The sequence below is a fragment of the Arthrobacter sp. MYb213 genome (genome assembly GCF_002979915.1).
GTDB lineage: Bacteria > Actinomycetota > Actinomycetes > Actinomycetales > Micrococcaceae > Glutamicibacter.
The window spans coordinates 312,569-326,890 of the sequence record NZ_PCQA01000002.1 but is presented as its reverse complement, the minus strand read 5'-3'; the positions used below and the strand labels follow the sequence as shown (position 1 = coordinate 326,890).

The 14,322-nt window shown below is 54.4% G+C and carries 16 protein-coding genes and 1 tRNA gene; 11 read left to right on the top strand and 6 right to left on the bottom strand.

Going from position 1 to position 14,322, the window contains the following annotated elements:
• Positions 1-2 precede the first annotated feature (2 nt).
• A complete protein-coding gene (gene ygfZ, locus CQ011_RS05875; protein ID WP_105675560.1) occupies positions 3-1,088 on the top strand; it encodes a CAF17-like 4Fe-4S cluster assembly/insertion protein YgfZ in 1,086 nt (361 codons plus the stop codon).
• Between the two features lie 56 nt (positions 1,089-1,144).
• On the opposite strand, the gene CQ011_RS05870 is transcribed toward ygfZ, so the two are convergent.
• The 4 genes from CQ011_RS05870 to CQ011_RS05855 all read right to left on the bottom strand — a co-directional run bounded on the left by CQ011_RS05870 (position 1,145) and on the right by CQ011_RS05855 (position 4,253).
• Positions 1,145-2,173 carry an ATP-dependent 6-phosphofructokinase gene (locus CQ011_RS05870; protein ID WP_105675558.1) on the bottom strand — a complete coding sequence of 343 codons (1,029 nt, stop codon included), beginning with the start codon at positions 2,171-2,173 and terminating at the stop codon, positions 1,145-1,147.
• 221 nt (positions 2,174-2,394) lie between these two features.
• A complete protein-coding gene (locus CQ011_RS05865; protein WP_105675556.1) occupies positions 2,395-2,637 on the bottom strand; it encodes a PspC domain-containing protein in 243 nt (80 codons plus the stop codon).
• A gap of 14 nt (positions 2,638-2,651) precedes the next feature.
• Positions 2,652-2,894: a hypothetical protein gene (locus CQ011_RS05860; RefSeq protein ID WP_105675554.1), complete on the bottom strand. Its 243-nt coding sequence runs from the start codon at positions 2,892-2,894 to the stop codon at positions 2,652-2,654.
• 12 nt (positions 2,895-2,906) lie between these two features.
• Positions 2,907-4,253: a PspC domain-containing protein gene (locus tag CQ011_RS05855; protein ID WP_105675552.1), complete on the bottom strand. Its 1,347-nt coding sequence runs from the start codon at positions 4,251-4,253 to the stop codon at positions 2,907-2,909.
• A 124-nt stretch (positions 4,254-4,377) separates the two neighbouring features.
• Here CQ011_RS05855 and CQ011_RS05850 point away from each other — a divergent pair, with 124 nt between their 5' ends.
• Together CQ011_RS05850 and CQ011_RS05845 are read left to right on the top strand one after the other, a co-directional pair.
• Positions 4,378-5,649, top strand: coding sequence for an ATP-binding protein (locus CQ011_RS05850; protein WP_105675550.1), 1,272 nt, complete (start codon positions 4,378-4,380; stop codon positions 5,647-5,649).
• Positions 5,642-6,319: a LuxR C-terminal-related transcriptional regulator gene (locus CQ011_RS05845; protein ID WP_105675548.1), complete on the top strand. Its 678-nt coding sequence runs from the start codon at positions 5,642-5,644 to the stop codon at positions 6,317-6,319. The genes CQ011_RS05850 and CQ011_RS05845 overlap by 8 nt, the downstream gene beginning before the upstream one ends.
• Before the next feature lie 65 nt (positions 6,320-6,384).
• Here CQ011_RS05845 and CQ011_RS05840 read toward each other — a convergent pair whose 3' ends face one another.
• On the bottom strand, positions 6,385-7,584 hold the full coding sequence (locus tag CQ011_RS05840) for a pyridoxal phosphate-dependent aminotransferase (protein ID WP_105675546.1): 1,200 nt from the start codon (positions 7,582-7,584) through the stop codon (positions 6,385-6,387).
• Positions 7,585-7,846: 262 nt separating this feature from the next.
• On the opposite strand from CQ011_RS05840, the gene CQ011_RS05835 reads away from it, so the two are divergent.
• From CQ011_RS05835 to CQ011_RS05800, 8 genes are all read left to right on the top strand, one after another.
• Positions 7,847-7,919, top strand: a tRNA-Trp gene (locus CQ011_RS05835).
• A gap of 116 nt (positions 7,920-8,035) precedes the next feature.
• Entirely contained in the window at positions 8,036-8,290 is a 255-nt protein-coding gene (secE, locus tag CQ011_RS05830) for a preprotein translocase subunit SecE (protein WP_105676134.1), read from the top strand.
• A 72-nt stretch (positions 8,291-8,362) separates the two neighbouring features.
• Positions 8,363-9,205, top strand: a complete 843-nt coding sequence (gene nusG / locus CQ011_RS05825) for a transcription termination/antitermination protein NusG (RefSeq protein ID WP_105675544.1) — start codon at positions 8,363-8,365, stop codon at positions 9,203-9,205.
• Between the two features lie 128 nt (positions 9,206-9,333).
• The gene (rplK, locus tag CQ011_RS05820; RefSeq protein WP_105675542.1) at positions 9,334-9,765 is read left to right on the top strand and encodes a 50S ribosomal protein L11; all 432 of its coding nucleotides are present in this window, start codon (positions 9,334-9,336) and stop codon (positions 9,763-9,765) included.
• 136 nt (positions 9,766-9,901) lie between these two features.
• Positions 9,902-10,603 carry a 50S ribosomal protein L1 gene (rplA, locus tag CQ011_RS05815; protein WP_096256915.1) on the top strand — a complete coding sequence of 234 codons (702 nt, stop codon included), beginning with the start codon at positions 9,902-9,904 and terminating at the stop codon, positions 10,601-10,603.
• A 727-nt stretch (positions 10,604-11,330) separates the two neighbouring features.
• Positions 11,331-11,855 (top strand): 50S ribosomal protein L10, encoded by a 525-nt coding sequence (gene rplJ / locus CQ011_RS05810; RefSeq protein ID WP_096256914.1) that lies wholly within the window; start codon positions 11,331-11,333, stop codon positions 11,853-11,855.
• 71 nt (positions 11,856-11,926) lie between these two features.
• Positions 11,927-12,301 (top strand): 50S ribosomal protein L7/L12, encoded by a 375-nt coding sequence (gene rplL / locus CQ011_RS05805; RefSeq protein WP_105675540.1) that lies wholly within the window; start codon positions 11,927-11,929, stop codon positions 12,299-12,301.
• A 149-nt stretch (positions 12,302-12,450) separates the two neighbouring features.
• Positions 12,451-13,623 carry an acyltransferase family protein gene (locus CQ011_RS05800; RefSeq protein ID WP_286161104.1) on the top strand — a complete coding sequence of 391 codons (1,173 nt, stop codon included), beginning with the start codon at positions 12,451-12,453 and terminating at the stop codon, positions 13,621-13,623.
• Here the strand turns inward: CQ011_RS05800 and CQ011_RS05795 are convergent.
• The gene (locus tag CQ011_RS05795; RefSeq protein WP_105675536.1) at positions 13,577-14,074 is read right to left on the bottom strand and encodes an aminoacyl-tRNA deacylase; all 498 of its coding nucleotides are present in this window, start codon (positions 14,072-14,074) and stop codon (positions 13,577-13,579) included. The genes CQ011_RS05800 and CQ011_RS05795 overlap by 47 nt on opposite strands.
• Positions 14,075-14,322 lie beyond the last annotated feature (248 nt).

Below are 14,322 nucleotides of genomic sequence, written 5' to 3'. Positions count from 1 at the left end.
AGATGAGCGAAAATTCTTACCGGTCGATACTCCTGGACCGACCCTCAGCGATTGCCGGTACCGGTGCAGACGCCGGTGTAGCATCCCACTATGGTGCTCCGACCCGCGAAGCCCGTGACCTTTTTGCGGGCAAGGCTATTGCTGATCTAAGTCACCTGGATGTGTTGGAGCTGCGCGGTGAGGACCGCCAAAGCTGGTTGAACACGCTGAGCAGCCAATCGATCACCAATCTGAAGCCCGGAGATTCCAGCCAAGCGCTGCTGCTCTCGGTACAGGGACGTATTGAGCATGAGATGAAGGTGCTCATTGACACCGATCGAGTACTGCTCATTACTGAGCTTGGCCGTGCCGAGCCACTGCGTGAATTTCTTAATTCAATGCGGTTCATGTTGCGTGTAGAGATTACGAACCTTTCCGACACTTACGGTGTACTCGGTGCAGTGCGCGAGATTCCCTCATGCAATGACCTGGTGTGGCGTAACCCTTGGCCACAGATCAGCGCCGGCGGCTGGGCTTACTCACGCGAGGACCACCCCGGTCTGGAGCGTCCTTGGTTCTTGCATATTGTTGAGCTTGACCAACTGGCCAAGGCCGTTGGCGAGGAGCAGCTTGCCGGAACCATGGCCGTGGAATCTCTTCGTATTGCAGCGTGGGAACCACGCTTCGGCTTTGAAAATGATGACAAAACCATTCCGCACGAGCTGGATTGGTTACGTACCGCGGTACACCTAGACAAGGGCTGCTACAAGGGTCAAGAGACCGTTGCTCGGGTGCATAATATTGGACACCCGCCACGACGCCTGGTCTTCTTGCACCTAGACGGATCGATGCATACTCTGCCAGCCGAGGGCTCGGAGATTAAGCTTGGCGAACGCACCGTGGGCAAATTGACCTCGACGAGCCTGCACTTCGAGGCCGGTCCGGTTGCCTTGGGTGTCATCAAGCGCAACGTTGACCCCGAAGCCGTGTTGACTGTGGTGGATGGCGAAAGCAATTATCCTGCCTCCCAAGAAGTTATTGTGGCCCCGGATGCCGGACAAACCGCTGGCCGGTTCACCGGGTTCTTGCGCACCCCACCGAGCAAGTAGAAGCACCAAAAATGGTCGTGTCCTAGGCAAGGACACGACCATTTCTTTATGCTGTTTTAGCCGAAGAGTACTCGCGCTTCTTCATAACGATCGCTCGGTACACGTTTGAGGTTATTCAAGGCCGCGCGCAGTGGCACCCGGTTTACCTTGGTGCCATGAATAGCCACCATGGTGCCCCATGCGCTGTCCGCCACCGAATCTACAGCTGCCATACCCAGTCGGGTGGCTAACACCCGGTCGAAGGCGGTGGGGACGCCACCGCGCTGGATATGTCCTAGTACCGTCGCACGAGTTTCCAGACCGGTCTGTTCTTCAATAAGTGGGGCGAGCATTTCACCGATGCCGCCAAGACGCGCCCGGCCGAAACTATCGACTCCGCGTACGGAGAACGCTTCATCAAAACCTTCGGGAACAAAGCCCTCGGAGACCACAACTAGTGGGGCGCGTCCACGCTCATGCGCTTCGCGGACCCACTGGTAGATTTCCTCCATGGTGGTGGAAACCTCGGGAATCAGGATCGCGTGAGCGCCGGAGGCCATACCCGCGTGCAGGGCAATCCAACCCACGTGTCGGCCCATCACTTCGGCGATCATGCAACGGTGATGTGAATCGCCGGTGGTGCGCAACCTGTCGATTGCTTCAACCGCAATCTGGTTGGCGGTATCAAAACCGAAAGTGTAGTCGGTGGCATCAAGATCATTGTCGATAGTTTTGGGCACACCCACCACCGGCAAACCGGCCTCGCAGAGGCGCTGTGCGCCGGCTAGGGTTCCTTCGCCACCGATGGCTATCAACGCATCGATCTGGTGTTCTTTGAGCATTGCAGCGATATTTTCGGCCCCACCATTTTCACCTTCAAAAGCGTTGGTGCGGGAGGTGCCCAAAATCGTTCCGCCCTGTTTGGCGATACCGCGGACGGCGGTGCGTGGCAGCTCGAAGTAGTCTGCATCTTTGACCCCGCGCCAGCCATCGCGGAAGCCAACAAATTCATAGTCGTAACTTTTGATGCCGTTGAGCACGGCTCCACGAATCACTGCGTTGAGACCCGGGCAGTCGCCACCCGAGGTCATGATTCCAATGCGCATTAACCCTCACTTATTAAGCAGGGAAGACCTCGAATATTCGGTGAACCTAAGAAATGTTATGTGCATTAGGCGCCGGATATCCGCGGAAAACCCTTCGGACGTCTTTCGATTCCGCGCGCCATTGAGCATCGAGTTGTGTTCGATTCTACGTGTTTAAAACCACAAGAGCGAGTTGCCTCCACTACTAGTGGAAAGCAACCCGCTTTAGGGGGAAGTGATGATTAAAACTTGCGGAGCATCTTCTGCAACACAATCGTGTCGTCCTGGGCCGGGATGAGCAGCCACGCCACGATGTAGGCGCCGATACCAATGACCGGCAGGAGGAAGGAAAGCAACATGCCAATGCGGACCAAGGTGACATCCCAACCGAATTTTTCGGAAATGCCGCCAGCGATTCCGGCGACCATTCGGGCTGGGCCACGGCGTAGTGGCATTGAACGGATCTGGTTAAAGAAGGTATCCATGATTTCTCCTGAAGTTATTTGTTGTTGCTAGAAAAGTTGTCGTTGTTCTTGAGCTTAGCTTTGCGTGCCGACGCAATACCCGAAAAAATCATTGCTACACCGGCCAGTGCTACGAGGCTGATGAAGAACAAGGGAGTGTCGAACTGCCAGTTAAAGACCGTCTGGCTCAGCGAGGCAAGCGCGATCACGATCAGGATCAGACCGAAAACCAGCGTGCCGGCAGGGAACTTTGATTCGCTCTGTGTCGAGGTGTTCATGATGTCTGCTCCTTAGAAATCTGTAGTGGTTTCGGTGAGGCCCGGTGTCGAAAGACTGGTATCAAAACTGGAGAAAACCCCATCAATCTTGATGGTCAGCACCGGGGTACCCGCAGGAAAATTCGTGTGGTCCTGAGGTAACTGAGCTTCATCATCGGAAAGAAAAAGCCCGTTGGTTTCGATTTGGACCGGCACGTTCGCCGGTAAGGCAATATCAAGCTTCGAAAAAACCGAATCAATTTCAACCGTTTTTGAGGCGGTGATGTTGTTCAGGCCGCGTAAATCTACGGTTGAACTGCTGAAGACCGCGCTGTACTCGCTGTCTTTATCGGCTGACTGATAAATTCCGTTATTTCCGAGACGGAAGTCTGACCCGGAAAAGACGACCGTGAGGACGAGCAAGGGGATGGCTAAACCTAATAGCCCGCCACTGGTGCGATTTGAAAGTGCGGCAAAGACCATGGACAGGCCAACGAGGAACAAACCGGACGCTAAGGCGACGGACCAACCGTTTCCTGGCAGATCCACCACCTTGAGGTAGTCGAGGCTGAGAATCAGCGCGACGGCCAGAACAGTTACACCCAGGATCACCGTGGAGACCCAGCCTGGAATCGGAGGAGCGTTTCGTAGCTTCTTTACCGACTTACCGAAGTGTGGATCCAGATGTGGCGGCGTATGGCGCGGCTCGTGGCCGGCGCCGTAAGTGTTGGGTTCCACTGGCTTCTCCTCAAACTTCGGTTGCTGCTGACGTGTGGTGGCGAAGGATGTGGTCGCCGAGACTCTGTCGGTCGGCACGGTAGCGCCGACGCTAAAAGATTGCTCACCGGGATCTCGCCACGGAACTTCGATGGTCGACCCAGTGCTCGGATTAGCCGCCGGCGTGGTCGCCGGCGCTGGGGCATTAGTTTTGTGATCCTCCGAATGCGGGGCTTTAGACCCGGCGAACTTACTGTTTCTACGGCTAAAGATCACAAATGCAATACCGGCAATCACCAAGACCGGCCAGAGCACGGGTGCCACGGTACTCAATAGCCACGGAGCTACGAAGATGCCAACACCTAGAAAAATGGAAGCACCGGTTAATGCGGCGGCCCATTCTTTGTTGACGATGGCTTGTTCTAAATGGATTTTTCCGCTGGTATCAGCCAGTAAGGCCCAAGCAATCGCGTAAATAATGAGCCCGAAGCCGGCCAACAAACTCAGCGCAACAAAAACACCACGCACCAACACCACATCAACGTTGAGTCGCGTCGCGATTCCGGCTGCGACACCACCGAGCCACTGCGAGTCTTGGCGATTAATGCCTGCGCCGCGCAGTCGCTCAAAGATATTGCTGCGTGAAGGGTGTTCGTTGTTCATAGTTCAATCTTCTCGCGTGAAGCGTGTTGACGCTATGAGGGGCTACCCTGATTCTCCCCCTAGTGGACCCCCACTTGTGCTCCAAGTCCGGTTTTCCTTCATGGATCATGCTTGACTTATCACTATGGAAAGTTCTGAGCAGCGCACTTCGATTGTTCGCAGCGATTCAGGGCTCATTGCGGGAGTATGCGACGGGCTAGCAGCGCACCTTGGATTCCCGGTGAGCTATGTTCGTTTCGGATTTGTCGCCCTGACCGCATTAGGCGGGGTAGGGGTGCTGCTCTATGCCTGGTTGTGGGTTTTTACCCCAAGTGCCGAAGAATCTAAAGCAGACCAACTGCGTTCGTGGGGAACAAATAGGCGAACGCTCGCCGAAGAAATGGGTCGTGTTCAACAAGGGATCCCAAGCCCTAAGGAAATGACAGCGAAGCTCGCCTCCTGGCGGGAGACGCTCATCGGTACCGGCTTACTGCTTATTGCGGTATTGGCTTTAGCGCAATGGCTGGGACTGAATATCCGCTGGGACCTGATTTGGCCGGCCATAGGCATAGTGGCTGGAGTCCTTTTGGCTTGGCTACAGATCGATGGGCAACGTTTATCGGGGGACAGCAAGTCCAGGGCAATGGTGCTCGGACGGTTGATCCTGGGCCTGATTCTTGCCATCGGTGGGCTACTGGCAATTTTGAGCGGTACCGTAAGCACTTCGGATCTTATCGGCGGCATGTGGGCAGCGTTAGCAATTATTGCCGGCGCGGTGGTGGTTTTGCTTCCGTGGGGTGCCCGATTGTGGCGTGACTACCTCGCCGAGAGGAGTTCTCGCCAAGCCGCCGCACAACGTGCTGACTTTGCCGCGCACCTTCACGATTCAGTCCTACAAACGCTGGCTGTAATCCAAAAACGTAGTGATGATCCGGCCGCGGTGCGTACCCTAGCCAGGGTTCAAGAACGTGAGCTGCGAGCATGGCTTTATGAGACCGAAGACCTCGATGAAGAAGACGTAGTCGTGGAGTTGCAGTCCGAAGCAGATAATATCGAAAAACTGATGTTGCGTGATGTTGATGTGGTTGCAGTGGGTCACGCCAAAGGATTCGCGGGACAACAAGCACTAGTCGCAGCAAGCCGCGAGGCAATGATGAACGCGGCTAAACATGCCGAAGGAACGATTTCCGTATATCTGGAGTGCAACAAGGACCTGGTAGAAATCTTTATCAGGGACCGAGGCAGTGGCTTTGATGTCGAAGCAATTGAAGAGGACCGGCATGGGGTGCGCGAATCCATCATTGGACGTATGGAGCGCGCCGGTGGCAAAGCCATCATCCGCAGTAGTGAAACCGGCACCGAAGTAGCCTTGAGCATGCCGCGAAGCAGCGAGCAGGAAGAACAAAACAATGAGTAGCGAACTGAGCAATGACCAGAGCATTCGCGTTGTCCTAGTTGATGATCACGGAATTTTCCGCTCCGGCCTACGTGCGGATCTCAGCGAAGATCTAGTGATCGTTGGTGAGGCTGACAGCGTAGAGAGCGCCATCGAGGTCATTGAGCGAGAACGCCCTAATGTGGTGCTACTCGACGTGCATTTACCAGGGGGACGTGGTGGCGGAGGCGCGGAAGTGCTTGCCGGCTGCGCGCATCTTTTGGGCAATACCAAGTTTTTGGCGCTCAGCGTTTCAGACTCCGCACAGGACGTCGTCACCGTAATTCGTGCCGGAGCGCGCGGATATGTCACCAAGAGCATTTCCGGAACCGAGATCTCTGATGCGGTCCACCGGGTGGCCGGTGGCGATGCGGTCTTCTCACCGCGGCTTGCAGGGTTTGTGTTGGACGCCTTTGGGAGTTCCAATGTTGCCGAGGTGACGGGCATCGATGAAGAGCTTGATTTGCTCTCGGACCGTGAGCTGCAGGTAATGCGCCTGATTGCACGCGGCTACAGCTACAAGGAAGTAGCCAAAGAACTATTTATCTCCGTGAAAACTGTTGAATCGCATGTCTCTAATGTCTTGCGCAAACTACAGCTTTCAAATCGCCATGAACTCACCCGTTGGGCAGTAGACCGAAAAATCCTCTAAAGGGGCGGTAAAACACGTGTGGCTCGATCCTTAAGGATCGAGCCACACGTGTTTTAGTTGAAGTTTTATTCGGTGTCGCCCAGCAATTTAGCCATGCGTGAGACACCCTCGGCGAGGTCTGCATCGCCTAGTGCGTAGGACATGCGAATGTATCCGGACGGGCCGAAGGCTTCGCCGGGAACAACTGCGACTTCAGCCTGTTCAAGAATGAACGCGGCGAGCTCGGCGCTCGTATTGTTCACCACTCCACGGATCTTGCGACCTAGAAGACCACGCACGTCCGAGTAGGCGTAAAAAGCGCCATCGGGCATTGGGCAGTGCAGCCCGTCGATTGCGTTCAGCCCCTGGACAATGGCCAAACGGCGACGGTTGAACGCCACCTTCATCTCTTCGACCGCATCCAATGGACCGGCAACGGCGGCCAAAGCCGCACGTTGGGACACGTTGGCCACGTTGGAGGTCGCATGGGACTGCAGGTTAGTGGCTGCCTTGATGACGTCAAGCGGTCCGGCCATCCAGCCCACGCGCCAACCGGTCATGGCGTAGGTTTTGGCGACACCGTTGAGGATGACTACGCGATCTTCAAGCTCAGGGACCAGCGTGGCGATCGAGTTGAAGGTAACGTCCCCATAGGTGAGGTGTTCATAGATTTCATCGGTGACTACCCACAGACCCTTAGACGCTGCCCAGCGACCAATTTCGGTGATCTGCTGCGCGGTGTACACGGCACCGGTCGGGTTAGACGGTGAGACGAACAGCAAAATCTTTGTACGTTCGGTGAGCACCGACTCTAATTGCTCAATGGTGACCTTGTAGCCCTGCTCGGGTCCGGCAAAGATCGATACCGGCACGCCGCCGGCAAGCTGGACGGACTCCGGGTAGGTGGTCCAGTACGGTGCCGGGATGATGACTTCATCGCCTGGATCAAGCAGAGCTGCGAAGGTGTTGTAAACCGCTTGTTTGCCGCCGTTAGTCACCAGTACCTGAGAGCCGCTGAGCTCGTATCCGGAATGGCGCAAGGTCTTCTCGGCAATGGCTTCGCGAAGCTCTGGCAGACCTGCGGCGGGGGAGTAGCGGTGATTCTTTGGATCCTTGGCTGCCTCGACTGCTGCCTGGACAATGTAGTCCGGGGTCGGGAAGTCCGGCTCGCCGGCGCCGAATCCAATCACCGGACGGCCGGCGGCTTTGAGTGCTTTCGCCTTGGCATCAACTGCGAGGGTGGCGGACTCGGAGATGGCGCCGATGCGGCGAGAAATTCTAGACATAGAAAGTGCATCCTGACGGTACGTGAGCTGCTGTTAGCTTCAATCCTAGTAGCCAGCAATTAGCTATGCCCGGCGAAGTCGGTAAATGACACGAACTGTTTATGATCAGTGGCGTCGAATGCGGTGTGCGACACACAGCGGGCAGTCAGTTCGACATTTGCTATTTCGTTGCGTAAAGTTATTTCTCGTTGCTCAGACATCGAGAACGACATGGTCAAACACCTATCGGCTAAGATGTGTGTAGCAAAGAGCAGTAGCTCAAAGGGTAGTGGCGCAATTGGTAGCGCAGCGGTCTCCAAAACCGCAGGTTGCAGGTTCGAGTCCTGTCTGCCCTGCGCAGTTGCGATAATAATCGCACAGCGAATCTCAAATCACGGTGTGTTGTGGTCGGTCCGGCTGCGACACACCGTGATTGTTTCAACTGGCCAAAAAATTTGAAACGAGGATCAAGTTGAGCGAATCAGCTGCCGTTAATCCCGGAAACGGTGACAAGGCAAAGAAGGGCTTCTTCGGACGCATCTTCCTTTTCCTGCGCCAGGTAATCGCGGAACTAAAAAAAGTCGTGACCCCAACGCGGAGCGAGCTAATCAATTACACGCTCGTCGTCATCGCTTTCGTTTGCATCGTCATGCTGATCGTTACGGTCCTTGACCTTGTGTTGGGCCAAGGCTCGATTCTCCTGTTCACTAATCAGCCAGAACAGTAAATTATTTGCCACGGCGGTATAATCGCCGGCAGGTAGTTAGATGTCATTCAGTCAAAGAAAGCAGGAGCTGCAGTGTCCGACAAGGAACTCGAACCGCAGATTAATGACGAGGTCGAAAACGAGTTCGTTGAAACTGAAAGCGATCAGGTAGAAACCTCCGCTGACGTTGCAACAGACGAGACCGAAGCTCCAGCCGTTGCTGCTGAAGAAGAAGTTCAGACCGAAGTTATTGAAGACGAATCCGTTGAAGCTGAAACTGAGTCTGCAGAAGACGAAGAAGAAGCAGATTCTGAAGAAGACGTAGTCGCAAAGCTCAAGGACGAATTCCGTTCGAAGCTGCGCCGTCAGCCAGGCGACTGGTTCGTTATTCACACCTACGCAGGTTACGAAAACCGCGTCAAGCTGAACCTCGAGACTCGTATTCAGACCCAGGACATGGATGATTTCATCTATGAAATCCAGGTTCCGATGGAAGAAGTCGTTGAGATCAAGAACACTCAGCGCAAAATCGTTCGTCGTGTACGTATTCCGGGCTACGTTCTGGTTCGTATGGAACTGACCGACGCTTCGTGGGGTGTAGTTCGACACACTCCAGGCGTCACCGGCTTCGTTGGAAACGCTCACGATCCGAACCCTTTGAACCTTGACGAAGTGTTCTCCATGCTGGAGCACACCGTGGTTGATCCGATCGAACAGCCATCGGCTTCCAAGCCAGGTCGTTCGCCAATCACCGAAGTCACCGTCGATTTTGAGGTCGGAGAAGCGGTTACCGTCAACGACGGTCCATTCGAGACCATGCCGGCGACGATTTCCGAAATCAAGCTGGAATCTGCTCAGCTGGTTGTCCTCGTTTCGATCTTCGAGCGCGAGACCCCAGTGACCTTGAACTTCAATCAGGTCACAAAGATCCAGTAGTATTAAGTCTTCGTGCCCCATTCCGTTTGCTTTACGGGGTGAGGGTGCGTTCGGCTGTCGCGCCACGACAGCCACAACCCGTAACACGCTCCTGTGTTATGGGAACTGCAAGAGCATAAGGACCCGACATGGCCCCAAAGAAAAAGGTCACTGGACTCATCAAGCTGCAGATCAAGGCAGGCGCTGCTAACCCGGCTCCACCAATTGGTCCTGCACTTGGCCAGCACGGTGTCAACATCATGGAATTCTGCAAGGCTTACAACGCAGCGACTGAGTCGCAGCGCGGTAACGTTGTACCAGTTGAAATCACCGTGTACGAAGACCGTTCATTCACCTTCATCACCAAGACTCCTCCAGCTGCAGAGCTGATCAAGAAGGCTGCTGGCGTTGCTAAGGGTTCAGCTACCCCGCACACCGACAAGGTTGCAAAGCTGACCCAGGCACAGGTTGAAGAGATCGCTACCACCAAGATGGCTGACCTCAACGCAAACGACATGGCTGCCGCCTCGTTGATCATCGCCGGTACCGCCCGTTCCATGGGCATCACCGTCGAAGGCTAATTTTTAGCTTTTCGTAGTTCACCTCGGTGACTACACCAAAGAATTTATTATCAAGGCAAGCAGGGAACCCCCAGCTTGCCCGTGGCAGGACCGGGCGCGGTCCATATGACCACGACTGCATAAGGAGATAACGCAGATGGCAAAGCGCAGCAAAGCATACGTAGCCGCCGCGGCTAAGATCGTGGCTGACAAGTTCTACGAGCCAACCGAGGCAATTGCCTTGGCAAAGGACATCGCAGGCGAAAAGACCAACTCGACCGTTGAGGTTGCTTTCCGCTTGAGTGTTGACCCACGCAAGGCAGACCAGATGGTTCGCGGTACCGTGAACCTTCCACACGGCACCGGTAAGACCGCCCGCGTGGTTGTCTTCGCCAACGGCGACAAGGCAGAAGCAGCCCGCGCAGCCGGCGCTGACTTCGTAGGCTCGGACGACCTGATCGAAAAGATCCAGGGCGGCTGGACCGACTTCGACTCGGCCGTAGCAACCCCAGACCTCATGGGTAAGGTTGGCCGCTTGGGTAAGATCTTGGGTCCTCGTAACCTGATGCCAAACCCTAAGACTGGCACCGTGACCATGGATGTGGCCAAGGCTGTTACCGACATCAAGGGTGGCAAGATCGACTTCCGCGTCGACAAGCACGCCAACCTTCACTTCATCATCGGCAAGGCTTCCTTCGAAGCCAAGCAGCTGAACGAGAACTATGCAGCAGCACTGGAAGAAGTACTTCGTTTGAAGCCTTCTTCTTCCAAGGGCCGCTACATCTCGAAGGCAACCATCTCGACTACCTTCGGTCCAGGCATCCCTGTTGACTCGAACGTAACTCGCGTAGAGGCCTAAGCCTTAACGAGTACTAAAACCGCGGGGTAGATCAGAGAAATCTGATCTACCCCGCGGTTTTTTGCTATTCCACGTAGCTGCGGGAAATCTTGGTAGCTTGGCGAAACTTTGGTGCTGAAAAGCTGAGGTGAGTACCGTCCCATGGTGCTGTGTTTTGTCGCACCGCAGGTTCTTGGCAGCTGGGGGACTAGGCCCTGATTAGAGGTAAAGCAATAGAGGCTTTGTCCAATCAGGTATAGATGCGAATTGCCTGAGTTTTGCCCGTGATCTATCTGAGATGTGTTCCTTTACTTTAATAAGTGGTGATAAGCTTAAAGCACCGACTTGATCGGCAGCTTCTACATGGGCCCCCCAAGACCATGTAGGACCTGGATATAAGAGTTTCCCCAAAACTCTTATATCGACAAGTAGCCTGATGTCAGCGTCCCCCAAGTGCTGGCTTCAGGCCTTGTCTTTTAACGACCATTAAGTGAGTCGAATCATGGGGCCAGCGCGCCTACCGATTTGGAAGATGCCACAATCCCCGTTTAGACTAGAGATACCGAAGACCGTCGGCCGGACTTATGCATGCATAAGCCCCGAAGAGCTCGCAAGAGCGGCCAACGCAGGTTTCATAGATTTGTTTTAACTTGAATTAGTTGAAATGCCCTGTGCTCCTGCGCGGGGCCTTTTTTATTGGCCTCGCCGGTTATGAAACGGTACCGAACAAATCCCCGGAAGGAGTGTTATGGCAACGCCTACCAAGACTGTAGCGATTGAAGCAATCGCTGCAGACTTCAAGGAATCAACTGCGGCTGTCTTGACCGAATACCGTGGGCTTACCGTTGCACAGCTCAAGGAACTTCGCCGCTCACTTGGTCAGGATACCAAGTATGCAGTTGTGAAGAACACCTTGACCGCTATCGCAGCGAAGGAAGTTGGCATCGATGCATTCGATGGTCAGCTTTCCGGTCCGACTGCAATCGCCTTCATTAAGGGTGACGCAGTTGCTGCCGCAAAGAGCCTCACGGAGTTCGCAAAGGCTAATGAGAAGCTTGTCGTCAAGACTGGCTTCTTCGAGGGCAAGGCCCTTGACCAGGCCGGCATCGCCGCTCTGGCAGCCCTGGAATCCCGCGAAACTCAGCTCGCTCGCGTTGCTGCAGTACTGCAGGCTCCGGCCTCCGCTGCTGTGCGCATCGTGGACGCATTGCGTCTGAAGCTAGAAGAAGAGAACGGTGGCGCAGCTGCCGAGGAAGCTCCGGCAGAAGCCTAAGCTTTTGCGACTCTTTCGCATCGTAACCCCAATTCATAGGCCTCAGGGCCAAAACCGAAAGGACGCCGACCATGGCGAAGCTCAGCACTGAAGAGCTGCTTTCAGCATTCAAGGAAATGACCATCATCGAGCTCTCGGAGTTCGTGAAGGAATTCGAAGAGACCTTCGACGTAACTGCAGCTGCAGTTGCCGTTGCAGGCCCAGCAGGCGGCGCAGCCGCAGCTGAAGAAGAGCAGACCGAATTCGATGTCATTCTTGAGTCGGCTGGCGACAAGAAGATCGCAGTTATCAAGGAAGTTCGTGCATTGACTTCCCTCGGCCTAAAGGAAGCCAAGGAGGTCGTTGATTCGGCTCCAAAGGCCGTCCTTGAGGGCGCAACCAAGGAAGCTGCAGAAAAGGCAAAGGAAGCTCTCGAAGCTGCCGGCGCAACTGTAACCGTAAAGTAAGTATCGCGGTCACTCGCAACTTATTGCCAAAGGGTTCATGGACTTCGTGTCCATGGGCCCTTTGGTCGTTAAAGTCAAATAATGTGTCAAATGCTTTATAACGTTTCTATTAACAGGGTTTATTCAAGTTCATTGTTTACAGTGAAATGGTGTCAACAACTCAAACTAAGGAAACGAAGAAGACTGGTGCACGGCTAGGTTTACTAGACGGCCTGCGAATCAGCGCTGCCTTGATTGTGGTTCTTTACCACTACACCGCGTGGGGGCACAGCCACTGGGGACTTAAAGCTCCTGAAGCTTGGCCGGTACTCTCGCAGTTCAGCCGGTACGGCTTGATTGGTGTGCAACTGTTCTTCTTGATCTCTGGCTTCGTGATCTTGATGTCCGTCCAGGGTAAGAATCTGATCCACTTCATTGGCTCGCGTTTGGGCCGGTTATATCCGGCTTACTGGCTTGCGGTGATTGCAGCGGCAGTGCTCACCTTCAAAATTTGGCCCGATGCGAAAGACGGACGAAGTCGCGAGGATATCGTCCCAAACCTCACCATGGTCCAACAGGGCATGGGAGTGCGCGATCTTGACGGCGTGTACTGGACCCTGTGGGTGGAGTTCCGCTTTTATGTGTTGCTTGCACTGCTGTTGGTTATCGGACTCGTCAAAATCAAAAACATTATGTGGCTGTCCTTTATCTGGCCGACACTCGGAATCGCCCTGCACGTTACCGGCATGGACAAAGCTCAAGAGTGGATTGCCGGTCAATACGCGGCACAGTTCGCCGCCGGCATGGTTCTGTTTTTGATTTATCAGAACGGGCACACCGTTGGTCGTTGGGCGATGGTCGCATTCAACACCGTGGTCTCCGCTTACTTCACCGGCTTGAAGGGTAGCTTCGACAACGACTACCTCTCGGGATTGACCGTCCCCGCCTGGCACTTCTCGCTGCTGGCAGTGCTCTGCGTCGCCTTGTTGGCAGTATGTACGTTGACGCCACTGAAAAATGTTCAGGCGCGCTGGCTTGTCGTGGCAGGCTCGCTGACCTACCCGTTGTACCTCTTCCACCAAATCTGGGGATGGTGGATCATTCATAGCCTGAGCGACAACATGAACAAATACGTGTTGCTTGCCTTGACCTTCGCCATCATGCTTCTCGTGGCCTACCTGGTGGCTCGCTTTGTTGAGAAACCAGTGGGTCTGTGGCTACGCAATGAATCCATCAAGTCCCTGACTGCTTTGAGCGCTTGGGCTAAAAAAATTCCGGTTTCAAATCTTGGCTCGGCTACTCGGAAATCGAAATATCGGCAATCGTGGCATCAAATCCGTTAGCCAGGTCCTGAGGATCAACAAGAAGCCCATGCTCGGGTTCACCGCATCCAAGGGCGACAGCCTCGGGGATAGGCTCGGTGAATACGCTGGCATCGATAAATACCGGAAGAACCGAATGCGAGCCGAACGGAGTAATCGTTCCGCGTACGTAGCGTGTGACGTCGTAGGCAATATCCGCATCTGGCAGTGAAAGCTTGTTAACGCCTACTGCTTCGCGTAGTTTCGACCAGCTCAGTTTCCGTCCACCTGGTACCAAAGCAAATAGGTAAGTGTCATCGGAACGTTTAATGACCAGTGTCTTCAGCAAATGGGCTGGAATCACACCGAGCAGTTCTGCTGCATGCTCTAGCGAAGTGGCCGGCTCACGCGGAACTATTTCAATAGGTATATCCCTACGTGAAGCGTCGAGGCTGACTCGGGTGAGTGCTTCGTTAACCTTTGACTGATTCATGCTTCTTCACTCCTAGCTTTTGACTGCTATTTTCTGTGCCAGCTCAAGGCTTACTGTCCGGGTAGGGTCCAGTGGAAAATAAGACTCCATTTTCTACTGATGCTCCTGCCACTTGGGTTTAGCCTTCCCCCGAGGCTAGCTCATAATCTTGATCTTTTGGAGATCTAAGACACATGGTCAGGCATTCATAAGCCGACCTTTATGCCTTATGGTCTTGCTGTGCGTCCACAATATGCGAGGCCCAAGAG

What these genes read in the sequence shown, in the direction of transcription:
- CQ011_RS05795 (WP_105675536.1), bottom strand. Translation starts at nt 14,074, where the DNA reads ATGAATCAGTCAAAGGTTAACGAAGCACTCACCCGAGTCAGCCTCGAC.
- CQ011_RS05865 (WP_105675556.1), bottom strand. Translation starts at nt 2,637, where the DNA reads ATGGATACCTTCTTTAACCAGATCCGTTCAATGCCACTACGCCGTGGC.
- CQ011_RS05840 (WP_105675546.1), bottom strand. Translation starts at nt 7,584, where the DNA reads ATGTCTAGAATTTCTCGCCGCATCGGCGCCATCTCCGAGTCCGCCACC.
- CQ011_RS05870 (WP_105675558.1), bottom strand. Translation starts at nt 2,173, where the DNA reads ATGCGCATTGGAATCATGACCTCGGGTGGCGACTGCCCGGGTCTCAAC.
- CQ011_RS05845 (WP_105675548.1), top strand. Translation starts at nt 5,642, where the DNA reads ATGAGTAGCGAACTGAGCAATGACCAGAGCATTCGCGTTGTCCTAGTT.
- CQ011_RS05850 (WP_105675550.1), top strand. Translation starts at nt 4,378, where the DNA reads ATGGAAAGTTCTGAGCAGCGCACTTCGATTGTTCGCAGCGATTCAGGG.
- ygfZ (WP_105675560.1), top strand. Translation starts at nt 3, where the DNA reads ATGAGCGAAAATTCTTACCGGTCGATACTCCTGGACCGACCCTCAGCG.
- CQ011_RS05860 (WP_105675554.1), bottom strand. Translation starts at nt 2,894, where the DNA reads ATGAACACCTCGACACAGAGCGAATCAAAGTTCCCTGCCGGCACGCTG.
- rplK (WP_105675542.1), top strand. Translation starts at nt 9,334, where the DNA reads ATGGCCCCAAAGAAAAAGGTCACTGGACTCATCAAGCTGCAGATCAAG.
- rplJ (WP_096256914.1), top strand. Translation starts at nt 11,331, where the DNA reads ATGGCAACGCCTACCAAGACTGTAGCGATTGAAGCAATCGCTGCAGAC.
- rplL (WP_105675540.1), top strand. Translation starts at nt 11,927, where the DNA reads ATGGCGAAGCTCAGCACTGAAGAGCTGCTTTCAGCATTCAAGGAAATG.
- CQ011_RS05855 (WP_105675552.1), bottom strand. Translation starts at nt 4,253, where the DNA reads ATGAACAACGAACACCCTTCACGCAGCAATATCTTTGAGCGACTGCGC.
- rplA (WP_096256915.1), top strand. Translation starts at nt 9,902, where the DNA reads ATGGCAAAGCGCAGCAAAGCATACGTAGCCGCCGCGGCTAAGATCGTG.